Genomic DNA, 17802 nt, shown 5'->3' with positions numbered 1-17802 from the left:
CGGCGCTGTCGCGCGAGTTGGCGCATTGTCTGTCGTGTGGCGCGAAGCCTGTGCCGCGCCACCGGGCCGCGGCTCAGAGCCCGGCCGCTTCCAGCTCGGCGCGCGTGGGCAGGCCCTCGGTGTCGCCCAGCACCTGGACGGCGCGCGCGCCGATCCAGGCGCCGCGTCGCACGGCGTCGGCCACGCTGCGGCCTTCCAGCAGCGCGCTGATCACACCGGCCGCGAAGCCGTCGCCCGCGCCCACGGTGTCGATGACTTCCTTCACCGGAAAGCCCGCGACGTGGCCCGTGCCTTCGGTGTCGCTGTCGTAGTACGCGCCTTCGGGACCCAGCTTGACCACCACCAGCTTGGCGCCACGCGCGCGGTAGAAGCGGGCCACGCCCTCGGGCGTGTCTTCGCCCGTGAGCAGGCGGCCCTCCTCGATGCCCGGCAGCACCCAGTCCGCGCGCGCCGCCAGATCGTTGATGCATTCGCGCATGCGCTGCGCGCTGCCCCAGAGCTGGGGCCGCAGGTTGGTGTCGAAGGAGATGGTGCGGCCCGCGGCGCGCGCAATCTCCAGCGTGCGGATGGACGTGGCCAGCGTGCTGTCGGACACGGCGGCGAACACGCCCGTGGCATGCAGGTGGCGCGCCGAGCGCAGCCAGGCCTCGTCGATGTCCCCGGGCCGCATCTGGCTCGCGGCCGAGCCCTTGCGGTGGTATTCGACCGGCGGATCGCTGCCGTCGGTGACGCGGCCCTTGAACTGGAAGCCGGTCTTCTGCGACGCATCGCACACCACGTGCGAGCAGTCGATGCCCTCGCCCTGCATGGCCGCCAGCAGCGCGCGGCCCATCGAATCGGTGCCCAGGCGGCTGGCCCAGCCCACCTTCAGGCCCAGCCGCGCGAGGCCGATGGCGACGTTGGTCTCGGCACCCGCCGTGCGCTTGTGGAACAGCGTGGCGTGTTCGAGCGGCCCCGGCTCGTCGGCCACCAGCAGCAGCATGGCCTCGCCGAAGGTGGCGACGTCGAAGAAGGTGGGCTCAGGCGAGGTCATGCGCAAGGCTCCGTTCGGCATGCAGGGCGCGCAGCTGCGTCAGCTCGGCGCGTGTCACGGCCAGCAGGTCGTCGCCCACCAGCGGGTATTCGAGGGCGTGCGGCACGTCGGCCGGCAGCTCGCGCAGCACGGCGCGCCAGGGGGCGCTCGATTGCGCCAGCGGCACGGCCACCCATTTGTCGGGACGGCGGTGCACGCCCTTGCAATGCACGTAGCGCACCTGCGGCGCCAGCGCACGGGCCGCCTGCAGCGGGCATTCGCCCAGCCAGTGCCAGTTGCCCATGTCGAAGGTCAGGCCCAGGTCGAGCCCGGCCTCGGCCTGCGCGGCCAGGAAGCGCTGCACGGCTGCCAGCGTGCCGGCGCTCACGGTCTGGTCGTTCTCGATCAGCAGCTCGACCGGCTGCGCAGCCAGGCGCGCACGCAGCTCGGCCAGCGAGGCACGAGAGCGGCGCGCGTCGAAGCCGCCGATCGCCATCTTCAGGCGCGGCGCCTCCAGCGCGGCGGCGCGCGACAGGCCCAGCGCGAGGGCCTCGGCGTCCAGCGTGCCGTCTGCGCGCCAGAGACCGTCGGGGCTCGAATAGACGGCGGCGCGGCCGCGCAGTTCGGGCAGCTCGCGCGCGGCGTTGCGCAGCAGTTCGCCGCGCACTTCCACGCTGTCGGCGCCAGCCTCCAGCGCCAGCGCGGTGCACCAGGCCTGGCCGTGGCGCAACAGTTCCGCCGCACCAAAGGACGACAGGGAGATGAGCGTGCGGAACATCAGTGTTGCGACAGGATCTGGCCCAGGAACTGGCGCGTCTTCTCGTGCCGCGGGTTCCCGAAGAATTCGGCGGGCGGGCCCTGCTCGATGATGCGGCCCTCGGCCATGAAGATCACGCGGTCGGCCACGCTGCGGGCAAAGCCCATCTCGTGCGTCACGCACAGCATGGTCATGCCGTCTTCGGCCAGGCCGATCATGGTGTCGAGCACTTCCTTGACCATCTCCGGGTCGAGCGCGGACGTGGGCTCGTCGAACAGCATAATGCGCGGCGCCATGCACAGTGCACGCGCAATGGCCACGCGCTGCTGCTGCCCACCCGAAAGCTGGCTCGGGTATTTGTTCGCCTGCTCGGGAATGCGCACCCGCGCGAGGTACTTCATCGCCACCGCTTCCGCTTCCGCACGGCTCATGCCGCGCGAGCGCATCGGCGCCAGCGTGCAGTTCTGCAGGATCGTGAGGTGCGGGAACAGGTTGAACTGCTGGAACACCATGCCCACCTCGGCGCGCACGGCGTCCACGTTCCTGCCACCGGCCGTGAGCTCGATGCCGTCGACGACGATCTGGCCCTTCTGCACCGTCTCCAGCCGGTTGATGCAGCGGATCAGCGTGGACTTGCCCGAGCCCGAAGGCCCGCAGATCACGATGCGCTCACCGGGGCGCACCGACAGGTCGATGTCGGTGAGCACCTGGAATTCGCCGTACCACTTGTTCACCCCTTGCATGCGGATGATCGGATCGGTGGAGCTGTTGGAGGCTGGCGTCATGGCGGTGGGGCTGAAAAACGGAAGAAGCGCGGGTTCTCATCAAACTCAGGGCACCCGAGGATCTGGCTCTGCCAGTCCTCTGGGTGCGCCCCCTTCGCGCAGCAGAAGGGGGAGCCGCGAAGCGGCCTGGGGGTTGCCTCAGAATTTCGGGAAATCCGTGCCCAGCCACTTCTGGTAGAGCTTGTTCAGCTCGCCATTGGCGGTGTTCTTGTCGATGAAGGCATTCACGGCCGCGAGCAGCTCCTGCTGGCCCGGGCGCAGCGCGATGCCCATGCCCTGCTGCAGCAGGTTGAACTTGTTCTCGAAGGTGTCGGCCGGCACGCGCTTGGCGATCTGCGCCGCCACCGTGACCGAGCAGCCGATCGCATCGACCTGGCCCGACATCAGCGCCTGCATGGCCGAGGCGTCGTCGTCGAAGCGGCGGATCTCGGTGCCTTCCGGCGCGGCCTTGGTCACCGCCACGTCCTGCGTGCTGGCACGGGCCACGCCCACGCGCACGCCCTTCAGGTCGGCCGCGCTCTTGATGTTGGCGCTCTTCTTGCCGTACAGCACGATGGTGGCGGCCGCATAGGGCTTGGAGAAGTCCACCTGCTTGGCGCGCTCGGGCGTGACGGCCAGCGATGCCACCAGCACGTCGACCTTGTTGGTCAGCAGGAAGGGAATGCGGTTGGGGCCGGTGACGGGCACGATGTTCGCCTTCACGCCCAGTTCCTTGGCCAGCAGCTTGGCCACGTCGGCGTCATAGCCGTCGGGCTGGTTCCTCGCGTCGGTGGTGCCGTAGGGCGGGAAGTCCACCAGCATGCCGATGGTCAGTTCGCCCTTCTTCTTGATGTCCGCCACGCTTTGCGCAAAGGCGAAGGGGGCCAGGGTGCTCAGTGCGGCGCCCAGGCCGAGGGCGATGGCGGTGCGGCGGGTGGGGTTCATCTCGGGGTCTCCTTGATTGAGGGAACGGACACGAAAAAAGGCAGCGGACGGACGGACTGCGAAGGCGGCTCAGCGCGCGAGGGCCCGGGCGCGCCTGCGCTCCATGCGCGCGGCCAGCAGCGACAGCGGCCAGCAGATCACGAAGTAGATCGCGGCCACGGTGGTGAACACGTGCAGCGGCTGGAAGGTGGCGTTGTTGATGATCTGGCCGGCGCGCGTGATCTCGGTGAAGCCGATGATGGCGGCCAGCGAGGTGCCCTTGATGATCTGCACCACGTAGCCCACCGTGGGCGGCAGTGCGATCTTGAAGGCCTGCGGCAGGATCACGTCGCGCATGCGGTCCACATACGACAGGTTCAGCGCCAGCGCCGCTTCGCGCTGCCCGCCCGGAATGGCCTGGATGCACCCGCGCCAGATCTCGCCCAGGAAGGCGGCGCTGTTGAGGATGAGCGCGATGCCGGCGGCGAGCCAGGGGTTGATGTCCAGGCCCAGCACGGGCGCGCCGAAGAAGATCAGGAACAGCTGCAGCAGCAGCGGCGTGCCCTGGAAGACCTGGATGAAGCCCGCCGACAGCCACTGCGCCGCGCGGTTGTCGCTGGTGCGCGCCAGCGCGATGACCAGGCCCAGCAGGGCCCCACCCACGAAGGCTATGGCCGACAGCGCCAGCGTCCACTGGGCGGCTTCGAGGATGAAGAGGAATTCGGAAAAGCCGAAGGTACGCATGTCGGTCTCCGGGCCCTTATCGCTTGTCGGGGTAGTGCAGGAACTGGCGGTACATCAGCTTGAACAGGGCCGAGAACGCCAGCGCCAGCGCCAGGTAGATGGCCGTGACCACGATGTAGATCTCGAAGCTGCGGAAGGTCTGCGATTGCAGGTTGGCCGCCACCGAGGTCAGGTCGTCGGCCGAGATCACCGACACCACGGCCGAACTCAGCATCAGCAGGATGAACTGGCTGGTCAGCGCCGGGTAGATGGCCTTCAGCGCGGGCTTGATGATGATGAAGCGGAAGATCTCCCAGCCCTTGAGGTTCAGCGCGCGGCCGGCCTCGATCTGGCCCTTGGGGATGGACTCGATGCCGGCGCGGATGATCTCGGTCGCATAGGCGCCCAGGTTGACCACCATGGCCACCAGCGCGGCCGTGTAGGGCGACCAGCGCAGGCCGACGGCCGGCAGCGCGAAGAAGAAGAAAAAGAGCTGGACCAGGAACGGCGTGTTGCGGATCAGTTCGATGTAGGCATTGATCACGAAGCGCAGCACGGCCGGGCCCGAGGTCTTGCCCCAGGCGCACAGCACGGCCACGAGCAGCCCCAGCAGCGTCGCCGTGAGCGACAGCTGGATGGTGATCCAGGTCCCCTTGAGCAAGAGGGGCCAGGCCGCGAAGACCGCGTCGAACTGGAATTGGTAATTCACGGAGCGAAGAAGCGCGAGGCGCTGTCATGGGCGTGCAATGGGATCATTGTATGAAACCGGTTTCAGCGCACCACATCAGGGATTCCCCTGATCTCAGGGCATTCCCATCTCCTTTATTTGCGCGAAGGCGGTGCAGCGCGCCTCGTCGTCGTGCGCGAGCCGGCATCACTGCGCTGAAACCCATGCGCTGGCGCAAAGCAACTAAGCTCGGCGCACCCTCGTTCCAGCGCCTTCCTCATGCCGCCCCTTCCCTCCCGCCTGCGCGCCTGCGGCGCCGCCCTGTGCCTGTTGCTGGGCCTGAACCTGGCCGGTTGCGCCACGGCCCAACCTGCGGCCAGGGCCGCGCCCTCGCCGCAGCTGGGCAGCGACGGCAACTACCACAACCCGCCCAATCCGGGCGCTCGCGCCTCGCAGGGCGCGCTGCGCATCTGGGCGCGCTTTTTCCTGCAGTCCAAGCAGGGCACGGTGCCCGTGGACCCGATTCCCGTGCAGCCGCTCACGCGCGCGCAGCTGGACGCGCTGCCCCATGACGCCAACCACCTCGTGCGCCTGGGCCACTCCTCGCATTTGCTCAAGCTGCGTGGCAAGTTCTGGCTCATCGACCCGGTGTTCGGCGAGCGCGCCTCGCCCTTCAGCTTCATCGGCCCCAGGCGCTTCCACGCGCCGCCGCTCAGGCTCGAAGACCTGCCGCCCATCGAGGGCCTGATCCTTTCGCACGACCACTACGACCACCTGGACGTGCCCACCATCGAATACCTGCGCGAGCGCGTGCAGCGCTATTTCGTGCCGCTGGGCGTGGGGGCGCGCCTGCAGGGCATGGACGTGGCGCCCGCGCGCATCCAGGAGCTCGACTGGTGGCAGGGCGCCGAGCAGTCGGGCGTGAAGCTCACGGCCACGCCCTCGCAGCACTTCTCGGGCCGCACGCTGTGGGACCGCGACCGCACGCTGTGGGCCTCGTGGGTGATCGAGAGCGGCGGCCAGCGCATCTTCTACAGCGGCGACTCGGGCTACTTCCCGGGCTTCGCGCAGATCGGCGAGCGCTTCGGCGGCTTCGACATCGCCCTGATCGAGAACGGCGCCTACGACGACTACTGGCCCTCGGTGCACATGGCACCCGAGGAGAGCGTGCAGGCCGTGCAGGACCTGCGCGCACGCGTGCTCTACAGCGTGCACAACAGCACCTTCGACCTGGCCTTCCACACCTGGCAGGACCCGCTGGAGCGCATTGCCGCGCTGAGCGCGCAGAAGAAGGTCGAGCTGGCCACGCCGGTGATCGGCGAGGTGATGACCATCGGCCAGCCGCGCGAGAACCGGCTGTGGTGGCGCGGCCTCAGGTGATGGACCGCCGGCCCCGCGCGCGGCGCGCGCACCTCGCGAAAGCCTGATCGCGGGCGTGCGGAGCACCGCTGCACGGCATCACGGCATCAGCGCGGCGCGGCCTCGAGCAGGCGCACCATCTCGCGGTAGCCGCGCGCACGCGCCAGGTCCAGCGGCGTGCGGCCCTGGCGGTCGGCCAGGCGCAGGTCGGCGCCGGCGGCGATCAGCGCCGCCAGCGTGCGCTGGTGGCGCGGGCCGCCGTCGCCCAGCACCACGGCCTCGATGGCGGCCGTCCAGTGCAGGTTGTTCACATGGTCCAACGGGGCGCCGGCGCGGATCAGCCGCTGCACCACGGTGTCATGCCCCAGGTGCGCGGCGGCGATCAGCGCCGTGCCGTCGTAGCGGCTGGTGGTCAGGCGCGCCGACGCGCCCAGGTCCAGCAGCAGCGACAGCGTGGGCAGGTCGTCGGCCACCGCGGCGATGGTCACGGCGTCGTAGCGGTCGGCATCCAGCGCGTCGAGCCGGGCACCGGCCGCCACCAGCGCGCGGATGGCCTCGCCCTGGCGGGCGTGCGTGGCCACATGCAGCGGCGTGCGGCCGCGCGCGTCGCGTGCGTCGACGGGCGCGCCCTGCCGCAGCGCGCCCTGCAGGGCAGCCAGGTCGCCCCGCTGCGCGGCCTGGAACAGCCCGGTGTACGCCGCCGCCTCGGCCGCCGACGGCGGCACCTGTGCGAATGCCGGGGCAGCGCCCACGAGGCCGACCAGGCCCACGGCGGCCCAGCCGGCCAGCACGCGCCGCCGCAGGGCCGACGGTCCGGCGCTGTCTGCGTGGATGCCAGTCATGCGAACCCCGTCAGCGGCCGGCGGCTCAGGCGCCCAGTTGCGCCTTGACCGCTTCCAGGCCGGCGTTGGCGCATTGCTCGTCCAGGTGGCCGCCGGGCGCACCGCCCACGCCCACGGCGCCGATCACGTCGTTGCCCACCTTGACCGGCACGCCGCCGCCCAGCAGCAGGAAGCCGGGGATGTGCACGAGGTTGGCGGCGCCCGGGTTCTTCTGGGCGTTCTCCATCATGGCCTGCGTGGGGGCCTTGGCCGAGGCGGAAGTGAATGCCTTGCGCTCGGCGGCGCCCACCGTGTGCGGGCCGGCGTTGTCGGCGCGCTGCACGGCACGCACGGTGCCGGCGCGGTCCACCACGGTGGCGGTCACGGCATAGCCGTTGGCGGCGCAGGCGGCCACGGTGGCGGCGGCGATCTGGTTCGCCAGCGGCAGGCTCATCGCGCGCTCGGTGCGCAGCGCAGCACTGGCGGCGGGTGCCGGGGCGGTCGGCTGGGCCAGCGCGCCGCCCTGCACGGCCAGGGCAGCGGCGCACAGCGCCAGGGAAGCGCCCATGCGGGGCAGCGAAAGGGCCGAGAAGCTCATGGAAATCTCCGGGGTTCTGAGTGGAAGCCGCCCGGCGCGGGCGGTGCAGGCACTGTAGGAATCCGGGCGCGCCAATCCCATTCGTGCGGCTACGCGCGCCGCTGCGTAGAACTACGCAGCGGCGCGGGCTGCAGCAAAGGCCGCTGTCCCCGCCGCGCGGGCGGCTCCTCGCCAGGGCCGGCAGGTCTTGAGACCCAGCGGACGGGACGCAAGACGGCGCTCGCGCGGGCCGTCGCCATTCGCGGCTAGAATTTACAATTCTTCACATTGCCAGCGCTGGCAATGCCTGCGGGACGGAGGCGCCTCGGCCGCGCTTTCGAACGCTCCCTGCCCGGCCGACGAGCTCTGCTGCCCCGATGACTGCCCCGCACGCCGTTCGCCCCCGCCCGTCCTCTGGCCTGCCCGGCGACCGCGAGGTGCAGGTGGTCAGCGCGGACCAGCCCTTCCCCGCCGAAGAGGTGTCCGTCGCGCGCGCCGTGGGCGAGCTGCTGCAGGTGGTGCGCGAGTCGCTGGACCTGGAGGTGGTCTTCGTCGGCCAGATCACGGGCGGGCGCCGCCACTTCCGCCACGTCAGCAGCGCGATGTCGCCCGCGCCCATCGAGGTCGGCGGCTCGCACGCGCTGGAAGACACGCTCTGCCAGCGCATCCTCGACGGGCGGCTGCCGGCCCTGATCCCGAGCGTGCGCGCGGTGGTGCGCCAGCACGGCCTGCCGGACGCGCTGCAGGCGCTGGGCACGCACGTGGGCGTGCCGGTGCACCTGCCCGACGGCCGGCTCTACGGCATGCTGTGCGGCTTCAACCTGCGCGAGAGCGCGGCGCCGCTGGACGCGCGCGACGTGAAGCGGCTGGAGGTGGCGGCCGGCGCCGCGGCGCGCCTGCTGGCGCAGGCCGACGGCAGCGCCACCGGCGCGGACGTGGAACTGGCCTGAGCCCCTGCCTGCCCGGCGCGGCCGCGTGACCGGCGGGCGCGGCCTGGAGCCTCAGCGCCCCGCGCCGCCCGAAGGCAGTGGCAGCGGCAGTGCTTCCACCAGCGCCGCATAGCCCCGGATCAGCTGCGCCAGGGACTCGCATTCGAGCTTGGCGAACAGGTGGGCGCGGTGCGTCTCCACGGTGCGGGGCGACAGGTCGAGCCGGCGCGCGATCGCCTTGTTGGTGAGGCCCTCGACGATGAAGGCCAGCACCTCGCGCTCGCGCACCGAGAGCTGGGCGAAGCGCTCGCGCGCCGCCTGGTCGCCGTGCACGCGCTCGCGCGAGCGCACGTGCTGGCGCACGGCGGCCTGCAGCGCCTCGATCAGCTGCTCGTCGTCCACCGGCTTTTCCAGGAACTCGGCCGCGCCCGCCTTGAAGGCGCGGCGGCACAGCTCCACCGTGCCATGGCCCGTGAGCATCAGCACCGGCTGGTCCACGCCCTGCGCGACCAGGTTCTCGAGCACGGCCAGGCCGCTGATGCCGGGCATGCGCACGTCGAGCACGATGGCGCCGATCCCGCGGCGGTCGAACTGCGCGAGGAAGGCCTGCGGATCGTCCCAGGTCTGCACGCGCAGGCCCACGGTGCCGATGAGCAGCGCCAGGCCGTCGCGCACGGCGGCGTCGTCGTCGATCAAATGGATCAGCGGGGATTGGGGCGAGGCGTTCATGCGCAGCGTGGGGGAAGGAAGGTTCAGGCGTCGCCCGGCGAAGCGCCAGCGGCGGGCGCCAGCGGCAGCGCCAGCGTGAAGCGCGCGCCGCCGCCGGGCGGGCTGTCGGCGCCCAGGCTGCCGCCCTGCCCCGCGGCCAGCGTTTCGCTCAGGCTCAGCCCCAGGCCCAGGCCGCCCTCGCGCGTGCTCACGAAGGGCAGGAAGATCTTCGGCAACAGGTCGGGCGCGATGCCCGGGCCGCTGTCGTGGATCACGAGCAGGCCCTGCCCGGCCGCGCGCCGCACCTCCAGCCGCACCCGGCGCGGCGCCTCGGGCGGCAGGGTTTCCAGCGCCTGCAGGGCATTGAGCAGCAGGTTGTGCACGATCTGCTCCACCGCCACCGGATCGGCCAGCACGTGCACCGGCTCGGCCTCGCCCGCCGTCTCCACCCCCACCTGGCGGCGCGCGCATTCGGGCTCCAGCAGGTGCAGCGCGTCGCGCGCCACGTCCTGCAGCGCGACGATCGCACGACGGCCAGGGCCGCCCGCCTCGGGCCGCTCGATGGCGCGGCGCAGCCGGGCCACCACGGCCGCGGCGCGCCGCGCCTGCTCGGCCGCCTGCGCCATCGCCGTGCGGGCGGTGGCCGTGTCGGGCGGCTCCTCGTCCAGCAGGCGCCGGGCCGCCTGCGCATTGGCCAGCACCGCCGTCAGCGGCTGGTTCAGCTCGTGGGCCATGCCGGCGGCCAGTTCGCCCAGCGCATTGAGCCGGCCCACCTGGCCCAGGCGCAGCAGTTCCTCGGCCCGGCGGCGGGCCGTGCGCTGGCGCTGCCACGCGCGCAGGCCGGCCAGCGCCGCGCCGGCGCCGGCGGCCCACAGCGCCATCGCGCCCCAGGGCAGCTCGGCCCAGCCCACCCGCCGCTCGGAAATCACCTCGAAAGGCTGGCTGGCCGACGCCAGAGTCTTGCGGAAGCTGAAATGCCAGCCGCCGGGGCGACCGGCGTCGCGGCCGGGCTGCAGCACATGCTGCTGGCCGTCCAGCGCGAGCACGGTGCGCGCCCGCGCCTCGTGCGGATCGGCGGGCCATTCCTGCCACGGCACGGCGGCCGCCAGGTCGATGTCCAGCGCGTAGCTGGCCGGCTCGGCCGCCATCAGCAGCTGGTAGCGGCCGGCCGCGAGGTCCATGCGCGCCAGCACGGCCGCCTTGCGCGTCCGCGACTGCACCTCGGCCGCCGTCAGCCGCGCGTCGGGCCAGGCCGCGCCGGGCGCGCGCCACTGCACCTGGAGGATGGCCGGGTGCACGGCGCCCAGGCGCTGCTCGGGCCGGTCGGCGAGCCCCGCCTCCCGGTCGCCGCCCAGCAATGCCAGCGTGGACAGCACCGCGTCGTACTGCACCACCTGCTGGCTCAGCAGCCGGTGGGCGATGCGGCCCTCGGTGTCGAAGTTGGCATGCAGGCGCTGCAGCTCCAGCCGCGCCAGCCAGGCGCCGCCCGCCAGCGCGACCGCCGCCCAGGCCAGCAGCCAGGGGAGCAGGGAGCGCAGGACACGAGACATGGCGGCGATTGTGCCGGCCGAAGGCGGCGGGGCCCGCGGCCGCCGCCGGGAACCGGGCCTTGTACAGTCCGTCGAACGGCCGCGCGGGCCGCCCGGCGCGCCGCGCCGTCCTGTGCATGCCCCGCCGCCTCGTCCGCTCCTACCGCCGCCTTTGCCGATGCCGCTGCCTTCCTTCGCACGTCCCGCCCTGCTGCCCGCGCTGCTGCTGCTCGCGCTGGCCCAGCCCCTGCCTGCCGCCGCGCGCACCGAGGCGGCGCCCCGCCCCGTCGCGCCGCGCGGCGCCCTGGGCGCGGACGAGCTCAACAACATCGCCGTGTTCAAGGCCGCCTCGCCGGCGGTGGTGAACATCACCTCGCTGGCGCTGGAGCGCCAGCTCTTCTCGCGCAACGTGCAGCAGGTGCCCGCGGGCACGGGCACCGGCTTCATTTGGGACCGCGAAGGCCACATCGTCACCAACTTCCACGTGATCCAGAACGCGAGCGGCGCGCGCGTGACGCTGGCCGACCAGAGCACGCACCGCGCACAGCTGGTGGGCGTGTTCCCGGACCGCGACCTGGCCGTGCTGAAGATCGACGTGCCGGCCGCCAAGCTGCAGGCGCTGCCGCTGGGCAGCAGCGCCGACCTGCAGGTGGGCCAGAAGGTCTACGCCATCGGCAACCCCTTCGGGCTGGACCAGACGCTGACCACCGGCATCGTGAGCGCGCTCAACCGCGAGATCGAATCGCAGAACCGCCGCACCATCCGCGGCGCGATCCAGACCGACGCCGCCATCAACCCGGGCAACTCGGGCGGGCCGCTGCTCGATTCGGCGGGCCGGCTGATCGGCGTGAACACCGCCATCTACAGCCCTTCGGGCGCGAGCGCGGGCATCGGCTTCTCGATTCCCGTGGACGAGGTGAACCGCATCGTGCCGCGGCTGATCCGCGACGGCCGCTTCGTGCGCCCCGCCGTGGGCGTGACCTATGCGCCGGCCGAATTCAACGAAGCGCTGAAGCTGCCCAAGGGTGTGGCCATCCTGCGCGTGCAGCCGGGCAGCCCGGCCGAGCGGGCGGGGCTGCGCCCCTTCACGCGCGGCGAGCGCGGCATTGTCGCGGGCGACGTGATCACAGCCATCGAAGGAGAAGCCGTGGCCAGCGCCGACGACGTGCTCACCGTGCTGGAGCGCCTGCAGCCCGGCGACACGGCCACCTTCACGCTGTGGCGCGCGGGCGCCACGCGCACCGAGCGCGTGCGCCTGGCGGCCTCGGAAGATTGAGCCTCCCGCCGGCGTGGCGAGCGATTGGCGCGACGCATGCCGGCGAGAGCGGATCGGGCTGCCTCGCCGGTCTCGTGCGCGGGATCGGCCACACGCATGACGCTCGCACCCCTCGGCCCCGGCGCCGGCAGTCATCGGGCGAAGCCCGGCCCATGATCGGCCTGCCGGGCGCACGAGGAGCGGTGGCCGTGGCCACTAGACTCCCGTTCATCTTGCGAGAGCCGATGTACGCATTGCGCCAGGCAGGCGCTGGCAGGGAAGGTCTTTGCCGGACCTTGGCGATCTTCCTGGTCGCCGGGGGTCGCCCGTCGGCTTGCCCATTGACCTTGGTTGTTGGCTCCCCGTGAACGCAGAGGTTTCTTTCCTCACTCCCAAGAGACACGCATGAACGAAAGCAGCATCACCTTCCCCTCGCGCGACGGACTCACCCTGCATGCCTGGCGCTGGGCGCCCGAAGGCGCACCGCGCGCGGTCGTGCAGATCCAGCACGGGCTGGCCGAGCATGGCGCGCGCTACCGCCGCTTCGGCGAAGCGCTCACGGCCGCGGGCTACCTGGTCTATGCGCCCGACGCGCGCGGCTCGGGCCGCAGCGCCGCCGGCCGCTACGGCGACTGGGGCCCCGACAACTGGCCCGGCTGGGTCGACGACGTGGGCCAGCTCAACCGCCGCATCCGCACCGAGCACCCGGGCCTCAAGCTGGCGCTGATCGGCCACAGCATGGGCTCCTTCGCCACGCAGCAGTACCTGCTGGCGCATTCGGCCAGCGTGGACGCGGCCGTGCTGCTGGGCAGCGGCGATCCGGCCGCCATTGCCGACATGCTGAGCGCCGAAGGCCCGACCGACCTGAGCGTGCTGAACCAGGGCTTCGAGCACCGCACCGGCTACGAATGGCTCAGCCGCGACGCCGCCGAGGTGGACCGCTACGTGGCCGACCCCGCCTGCGGCTTCCTGCCGCAGCCCTTCAAGGGCATGGACACGCTGCGCCGGGCCGCCGACCCCGCCGCCATCGCGCAGGTGCGCAAGGACCTGCCGCTCTTGATCCTCTCCGGCGACGCCGACCCCGTGGCTGGCCCGGGCGGGGCGGCCTTGCAACTGGTCGGCCAGCGTTACCGCGATGCGGGCCTGCAGGACGTGCAACTGCACCTGTACCCGCAGGCGCGGCATGAGCTGCTGAACGAAACCAACCGCGATGAAGTGACGGCCGATCTGCTGGCCTTCCTGGACCGCACGGTCGGGCGCTGAGATCCTGTCCCCGCGCCGGCCCGGCCGCGGCCGGCCTGGAGACGCGCGCCAGGGCCCGGGCCCCCCAGGCGCCTTGGCCGGCGCACCAGAGCCAGCGAGGAAGAAGCCGCCTGGGCCGGCTCGTGAGCCACCGACGTGCGGGCGCATGGCGGCCCCGGGCGGGCGGCGCGGGCGACTTCAGGGGCGGCGAGAAGCACAGCGCGGCCGGCGGGCCCGCGCGTGAAGTCGCGCGGGCTCCGTGATCCGGCTCATCGCGCTCGTTTGAACGCAGCGCCGCGCAGCGGTGCGAAGTGAGTTCGCGATGCCGCCGGCCGCTCGCGCATTGCAGCGAAGTCGGCGCGCAGCGCCGACCGTCCCTGTAGGAGCCCGCGCCGCCCGCCCGGGGCCGCCCTGCGCGGGGCGCCACCCGCACGCCAGCCGCGCCAAACGCCCCTCCTGTCGGTCACCTCGCGCTGGTTCCAAGCAGCAGCCGCTCCGCGCGCAAGCACCCGTCCGACAGCCTGACGCGTTCAATCCCGGGGCAGCGTGCCCCCCGAATCCACCGAGCATGCGGGATCGCCAACGGAACCAGCATGCGCGCTCCTGCCCTCTCTGCCCTGGACATCCATCTCTTTCAGGAGGGCACCCACAGCCGCCTTCACGACAAGCTGGGCGCCCATGCGCTGCCCGCGGGCGGCGTGCGCTTTGCCGTGTGGGCGCCCAACGCCGCGCAAGTCCGGGTGATCGGCGACTGGAACTTCTGGGCCGAAGGCGATGCCATGACGCCGCGCACCGACGGCTCGGGCATCTGGGAGGCCGACTGCCCACAGGCCGCGCCCGGCCAGGCCTACAAGTACCGCATCGTCACACCCTCGGGCGAGCTGCTGGAGAAGGCCGACCCCTTCGCCTTCCAGAGCGAGCTGGCGCCCGCCACGGCCTCCCGCATCTGGGCCGGCACGCACACGTGGGCCGACGACGCATGGATGCGCGCCCGTGCGACACGCAACGCGCTGGATGCACCGATGGCGATCTACGAGGTGCATGCCGGCTCCTGGCAGCGCGAGAACGGCGAATTCCTGGGCTACCGCGAACTGGCGCACCGCCTGGCGCACTACGTGAAGGACCTGGGCTTCACCCACGTGGAGCTGATGCCGGTCACCGAGCATCCCTTCTACGGCTCCTGGGGCTACCAGACCACGGGCTACTTCGCGCCCACGGCACGCTACGGCAACCCCGAAGACCTGATGTACTTCGTCGACCACCTGCACCAGCAGGGCATCGGCGTGATCCTGGACTGGGTGCCTTCGCACTTCCCCACCGACCCGCATGGCCTGGCGCGCTTCGACGGCACGCACCTGTACGAGCATGCGGATCCGCGGCAGGGCTTCCACCCGGAATGGAACTCCGCCATCTTCAACTACGGCCGGCACGAGGTGCGCAGCTTCCTGCTGTCCTCCGCGCTGTACTGGCTGGACCGCTTCCACATCGACGGGCTGCGCGTGGACGCCGTGGCCTCGATGCTGTACCTGGACTACGCGCGCGGGCCGGGCCAGTGGATCCCGAACGCGCACGGCGGGCGCGAGAACCTGGAAGCCGTGCACTTCCTGCAGGCGCTGAACCGCGCCGTGTACCGCGAGCAGCCCGGCGCCTTCACCGTCGCCGAGGAATCGACGGCCTGGCCGCGCGTGTCGCGCCCGACCGAGATGGGCGGCCTGGGCTTCGGCATGAAGTGGAACATGGGCTGGATGCACGACACGCTGCGCTACCTGCGCGAAGCGCCCGTGCACCGCCGCTGGCACCACCACCAGCTCACCTTCTCGCTGGTCTACGCCTTCACCGAGAACTTCGTGCTGCCGCTTTCCCACGACGAGGTGGTGCACGGCAAGGGCTCGCTGATCCACAAGATGGCGGGCGACGCATGGCAGCAGTTCGCGAACCTGCGCGCCCTGTTCGGCTTCATGTGGGCGCATCCGGGCAAGAAGCTGCTCTTCATGGGCGGCGAGTTCGGGCAGCGCCGCGAATGGACCCATGACGGCGAGCTCGAATGGTGGGTCACCGGCCTGCCCGGCCACCGCGGGCTGCAGCAGCTCATGCGCCGGCTGAACCGGGTGCTGACCGAGGAGCCGGCGCTGCATGCGTTCGACTTCGGCCCCGAGGGCTTCGAATGGATCGAGGCCGACGATGCCGAGCGCAGCGTCTTCGCCTTCCTGCGCAAGGGACCGCCGGGCACCGCGCCCATCCTGGCCGTGAGCAACTTCACGCCGGTGCCGCGCGAGAACCACCGCGTGGGCGTGCCGCTGGCCGGCGCGTGGCAGGAGCTGATCAACACCGACGCCGGCGAGTTCGACGGCGCGGGCTGGGGCAACCTGGGCGGCGCCCGCACGGTGCCGGTGCCTTCGCACGGCCGGGCGCATTCGCTGGTGCTCACCCTGCCGCCCCTTTCCACGATCTACCTGAAAGGCCCGACGCGTGCGACCAACGCCTGAGTCCTCCCCCTCCTGCGCGCCCTTCATCCAGCCCATCGGCGTGACCGAAGGCCGCCAGCGCGCCGTGATCGACGCCGTGCTGCCCAGCGTGGACGGCGGCCGCTTCGCCGCCAAATGCGTGGCCGGCGAGCCCCTCGCGGTCGAGGCCCACTGCTTCGCCGAAGGCCACGACGTGCTGCGCGTGATGCTGCAATGGCGCCGCGAAGGCGACGAGCGCGTCACCGAAGTGCCGATGACGCTCAAGTGGAACGACGAATGGCACGCGCAGTTCACGCCCCCCACGCCGGGCCGCTACCGCTACACCGTGTGCGCGTGGGTCGACAACTTCGCGTCCTGGCGCCATGAGCTGGAACGCCGCGTGGACGCCGAGGACATCCGCGTCGCGGCGCGCGTGGGCGCGGCCGAGATCGCGGCCGCCGCGGCGCGCGCCGCCAACGCCAGCGCGGCCGATGCGCAGCTGCTGCAGGAATGGGCCGAGGCGCTGGAGCGCGGCGCGGCCGACCGCACGCTGGACGCGGCCGAACTCAAGGCCCGGGCGCTCGATGCGCACCAGGCCGAATGCGCCGCGCGCTACCCCGACCGCACGCATGCGAGCACGCTGGCGCCCGGCTTCCCGCTGGTGGCCGACCGGCCGCTCGCGCGCTTCTCGACCTGGTACGAGCTCTTCCCGCGCTCGGCCGCGCCCGAGCCGGGCCGGCACGGCACCTTCCGCGACGTGCAGGCGCAGTTGCCGCGCATCCGGCGCATGGGCTTCGACGTGCTGTACTTCCCGCCCATCCACCCCATCGGCCGCCAGCAGCGCAAGGGCCGCAACAACGCGCTGCGCGCCGAGCCCGGCGACGTGGGCAGCCCCTGGGCCATCGGTGCCGAGGAAGGCGGGCACAAGAGCATCCTGCCTGAACTGGGCACGCACGAGGACTTCCGCCGGCTGGTGCAGGCCGCGCGCGAGCAGGGCCTGGAGATCGCGCTGGACATCGCTTTCCAGTGCGCGCCCGACCACCCCTACGTGAAGCAGCATCCGGCCTGGTTCAAGTGGCGGCCCGACGGCACGGTGCAGTACGCCGAGAACCCGCCCAAGAAGTACCAGGACATCTACCCCTTCAACTTCGAGAGCGATCAGTGGGCCGCCCTGTGGGCCGAGCTCAAGAGCGTGCTGGACCACTGGATCGCGCAGGGCGTGACGGTGTTCCGTGTGGACAACCCGCACACCAAGGCCTTCCCGTTCTGGGAATGGGCCATCACCGAGGTCAAGCGCACGCATCCCGAGGCGATCTTCCTGGCCGAGGCCTTCACGCGCCCCAAGGTCATGCACCGGCTGGCCAAGCTGGGCTTCACGCAGTCGTACACCTACTTCACCTGGCGCAACGGCAAGGAAGAGCTCACGAAGTACTTCACCGAGCTGAGCACGCGGCCCGGCCTGGACTACTTCCGCCCCAACGTCTGGCCGAACACCCCGGACATCCTGCACGAGTCGCTGCAAAGCGGCAGCCCGGCGCAGTTCCGCGCCCGGCTGGTGCTGGCCGCCACGCTGAGCGCGAGCTACGGCATCTATGGCCCCGCCTACGAGCTGCTGGAGCACCGGCCGCGCCATGCCGGCAGCGAGGAATACCTCGATTCCGAGAAATACCAGCTGCGCCACTGGAATCTGGACCAGGCCCACAGCCTGGAAGGCTTCATCGCGCACGTCAACGCGATCCGCCATGCGCATCCGGCGCTGCAGCGCAACGACACGCTGGAATTCCTGGACATCGACAACGACCAGCTGCTGGCCTACCTCAAGCGCAGCGCCGACAACCAGGACATCGTGGTCACGGTGGTGAACCTGGACCCATGGAACACGCAGATCGGCTGGCTGACGCTGGAGCCGCACACGCTGGGCCTGCCGCCGGACCAGCCCTTCCAGATGCACGACCTGCTGGGCGGGCAGCGCTGGCGCTGGCAGGGCGCGCGCCACTACATCCAGCTCAACCCCTGGGAGGCGCCGGCGCACGTGATGCAGTTGCGCCGCCACGTGCGCAGCGAGCGCGACTTCGACTACTTCCAATGAGG

Annotated in this window: 16 protein-coding genes; 6 read left to right on the top strand and 10 right to left on the bottom strand. The window is 71.6% G+C overall.

Annotated elements, in window-relative coordinates; translation table 11 throughout:
* Positions 1-73: 73 nt before the first annotated feature.
* The 6 genes from LG388_RS18645 to LG388_RS18620 all read right to left on the bottom strand — a co-directional run bounded on the left by LG388_RS18645 (position 74) and on the right by LG388_RS18620 (position 4889).
* On the bottom strand, positions 74-1033 hold the full coding sequence (locus LG388_RS18645; RefSeq protein WP_225784205.1) for a sugar kinase: 960 nt from the start codon (positions 1031-1033) through the stop codon (positions 74-76).
* A complete protein-coding gene (locus LG388_RS18640) occupies positions 1020-1793 on the bottom strand; it encodes a sugar phosphate isomerase/epimerase (protein WP_225784428.1) in 774 nt (257 codons plus the stop codon). Before LG388_RS18640 ends, LG388_RS18645 begins: the two co-directional genes overlap by 14 nt.
* On the bottom strand, positions 1790-2554 hold the full coding sequence (locus tag LG388_RS18635; protein ID WP_304956855.1) for an amino acid ABC transporter ATP-binding protein: 765 nt from the start codon (positions 2552-2554) through the stop codon (positions 1790-1792). Before LG388_RS18635 ends, LG388_RS18640 begins: the two co-directional genes overlap by 4 nt.
* Positions 2555-2692: 138 nt before the next feature.
* Positions 2693-3478 carry a transporter substrate-binding domain-containing protein gene (locus LG388_RS18630; RefSeq protein ID WP_225784204.1) on the bottom strand — a complete coding sequence of 262 codons (786 nt, stop codon included), beginning with the start codon at positions 3476-3478 and terminating at the stop codon, positions 2693-2695.
* A gap of 69 nt (positions 3479-3547) precedes the next feature.
* Positions 3548-4201 (bottom strand): amino acid ABC transporter permease, encoded by a 654-nt coding sequence (locus LG388_RS18625; protein WP_225784203.1) that lies wholly within the window; start codon positions 4199-4201, stop codon positions 3548-3550.
* A gap of 16 nt (positions 4202-4217) precedes the next feature.
* A complete protein-coding gene (locus LG388_RS18620) occupies positions 4218-4889 on the bottom strand; it encodes an amino acid ABC transporter permease (protein ID WP_225784202.1) in 672 nt (223 codons plus the stop codon).
* 237 nt (positions 4890-5126) lie between these two features.
* Between LG388_RS18620 and LG388_RS18615 the strand changes: the two genes are divergently transcribed.
* A complete protein-coding gene (locus LG388_RS18615) occupies positions 5127-6227 on the top strand; it encodes an MBL fold metallo-hydrolase (protein WP_225784201.1) in 1101 nt (366 codons plus the stop codon).
* An 86-nt stretch (positions 6228-6313) separates the two neighbouring features.
* On the opposite strand, the gene LG388_RS18610 is transcribed toward LG388_RS18615, so the two are convergent.
* Positions 6314-7048 (bottom strand): ankyrin repeat domain-containing protein, encoded by a 735-nt coding sequence (locus tag LG388_RS18610; RefSeq protein WP_225784200.1) that lies wholly within the window; start codon positions 7046-7048, stop codon positions 6314-6316.
* A gap of 25 nt (positions 7049-7073) precedes the next feature.
* Positions 7074-7595, bottom strand: coding sequence for a heme-binding protein (locus LG388_RS18605; protein ID WP_225784426.1), 522 nt, complete (start codon positions 7593-7595; stop codon positions 7074-7076).
* A 386-nt stretch (positions 7596-7981) separates the two neighbouring features.
* Here LG388_RS18605 and LG388_RS18600 point away from each other — a divergent pair, with 386 nt between their 5' ends.
* Positions 7982-8554, top strand: a complete 573-nt coding sequence (locus LG388_RS18600) for a GAF domain-containing protein (protein WP_225784199.1) — start codon at positions 7982-7984, stop codon at positions 8552-8554.
* 51 nt (positions 8555-8605) lie between these two features.
* Here the strand turns inward: LG388_RS18600 and LG388_RS18595 are convergent, their stop codons facing one another.
* Both LG388_RS18595 and LG388_RS18590 read right to left on the bottom strand, forming a co-directional pair.
* Complete coding sequence (locus LG388_RS18595; RefSeq protein WP_225784198.1) at positions 8606-9262, bottom strand: response regulator transcription factor; 657 nt, start codon at positions 9260-9262, stop codon at positions 8606-8608.
* A 23-nt stretch (positions 9263-9285) separates the two neighbouring features.
* Positions 9286-10791 carry a sensor histidine kinase gene (locus LG388_RS18590; protein WP_225784197.1) on the bottom strand — a complete coding sequence of 502 codons (1506 nt, stop codon included), beginning with the start codon at positions 10789-10791 and terminating at the stop codon, positions 9286-9288.
* A 157-nt stretch (positions 10792-10948) separates the two neighbouring features.
* Between LG388_RS18590 and LG388_RS18585 the strand changes: the two genes are divergently transcribed.
* From LG388_RS18585 to LG388_RS18570, 4 genes are all read left to right on the top strand, one after another.
* Entirely contained in the window at positions 10949-12046 is a 1098-nt protein-coding gene (locus tag LG388_RS18585; protein ID WP_225784196.1) for a S1C family serine protease, read from the top strand.
* A gap of 384 nt (positions 12047-12430) precedes the next feature.
* Positions 12431-13288, top strand: coding sequence for an alpha/beta hydrolase (locus LG388_RS18580; protein ID WP_225784195.1), 858 nt, complete (start codon positions 12431-12433; stop codon positions 13286-13288).
* Positions 13289-13860: 572 nt separating this feature from the next.
* Positions 13861-15753, top strand: a complete 1893-nt coding sequence (gene glgB / locus LG388_RS18575; RefSeq protein WP_225784194.1) for a 1,4-alpha-glucan branching protein GlgB — start codon at positions 13861-13863, stop codon at positions 15751-15753.
* Positions 15737-17800 (top strand): alpha-1,4-glucan--maltose-1-phosphate maltosyltransferase, encoded by a 2064-nt coding sequence (locus LG388_RS18570; protein ID WP_370630197.1) that lies wholly within the window; start codon positions 15737-15739, stop codon positions 17798-17800. The genes glgB and LG388_RS18570 overlap by 17 nt, the downstream gene beginning before the upstream one ends.
* Positions 17801-17802: the final 2 nt, after the last annotated feature.

It is taken from the genome of Xenophilus sp. Marseille-Q4582 (assembly GCF_916700565.1).
In the GTDB taxonomy this organism is placed as follows: Bacteria; Pseudomonadota; Gammaproteobacteria; order Burkholderiales; family Burkholderiaceae_C; genus Xenophilus.
The sequence above is the reverse complement of the archived record's forward strand: the minus strand, read 5'-3'. Positions and strand labels throughout refer to the sequence as shown.

Excerpts from the sequence above, each read along its gene's own strand:
- LG388_RS18645 (WP_225784205.1), bottom strand. The coding sequence starts at position 1,033 with ATGACCTCGCCTGAGCCCACCTTCTTCGACGTCGCCACCTTCGGCGAG.
- LG388_RS18635 (WP_304956855.1), bottom strand. The coding sequence starts at position 2,554 with ATGACGCCAGCCTCCAACAGCTCCACCGATCCGATCATCCGCATGCAA.
- LG388_RS18630 (WP_225784204.1), bottom strand. The coding sequence starts at position 3,478 with ATGAACCCCACCCGCCGCACCGCCATCGCCCTCGGCCTGGGCGCCGCA.
- LG388_RS18625 (WP_225784203.1), bottom strand. The coding sequence starts at position 4,201 with ATGCGTACCTTCGGCTTTTCCGAATTCCTCTTCATCCTCGAAGCCGCC.
- LG388_RS18615 (WP_225784201.1), top strand. The coding sequence starts at position 5,127 with ATGCCGCCCCTTCCCTCCCGCCTGCGCGCCTGCGGCGCCGCCCTGTGC.
- LG388_RS18610 (WP_225784200.1), bottom strand. The coding sequence starts at position 7,048 with ATGACTGGCATCCACGCAGACAGCGCCGGACCGTCGGCCCTGCGGCGG.
- LG388_RS18605 (WP_225784426.1), bottom strand. The coding sequence starts at position 7,595 with ATGGGCGCTTCCCTGGCGCTGTGCGCCGCTGCCCTGGCCGTGCAGGGC.
- LG388_RS18600 (WP_225784199.1), top strand. The coding sequence starts at position 7,982 with ATGACTGCCCCGCACGCCGTTCGCCCCCGCCCGTCCTCTGGCCTGCCC.
- LG388_RS18595 (WP_225784198.1), bottom strand. The coding sequence starts at position 9,262 with ATGAACGCCTCGCCCCAATCCCCGCTGATCCATTTGATCGACGACGAC.
- LG388_RS18590 (WP_225784197.1), bottom strand. The coding sequence starts at position 10,791 with ATGTCTCGTGTCCTGCGCTCCCTGCTCCCCTGGCTGCTGGCCTGGGCG.
- LG388_RS18585 (WP_225784196.1), top strand. The coding sequence starts at position 10,949 with ATGCCGCTGCCTTCCTTCGCACGTCCCGCCCTGCTGCCCGCGCTGCTG.
- LG388_RS18580 (WP_225784195.1), top strand. The coding sequence starts at position 12,431 with ATGAACGAAAGCAGCATCACCTTCCCCTCGCGCGACGGACTCACCCTG.
- glgB (WP_225784194.1), top strand. The coding sequence starts at position 13,861 with ATGCGCGCTCCTGCCCTCTCTGCCCTGGACATCCATCTCTTTCAGGAG.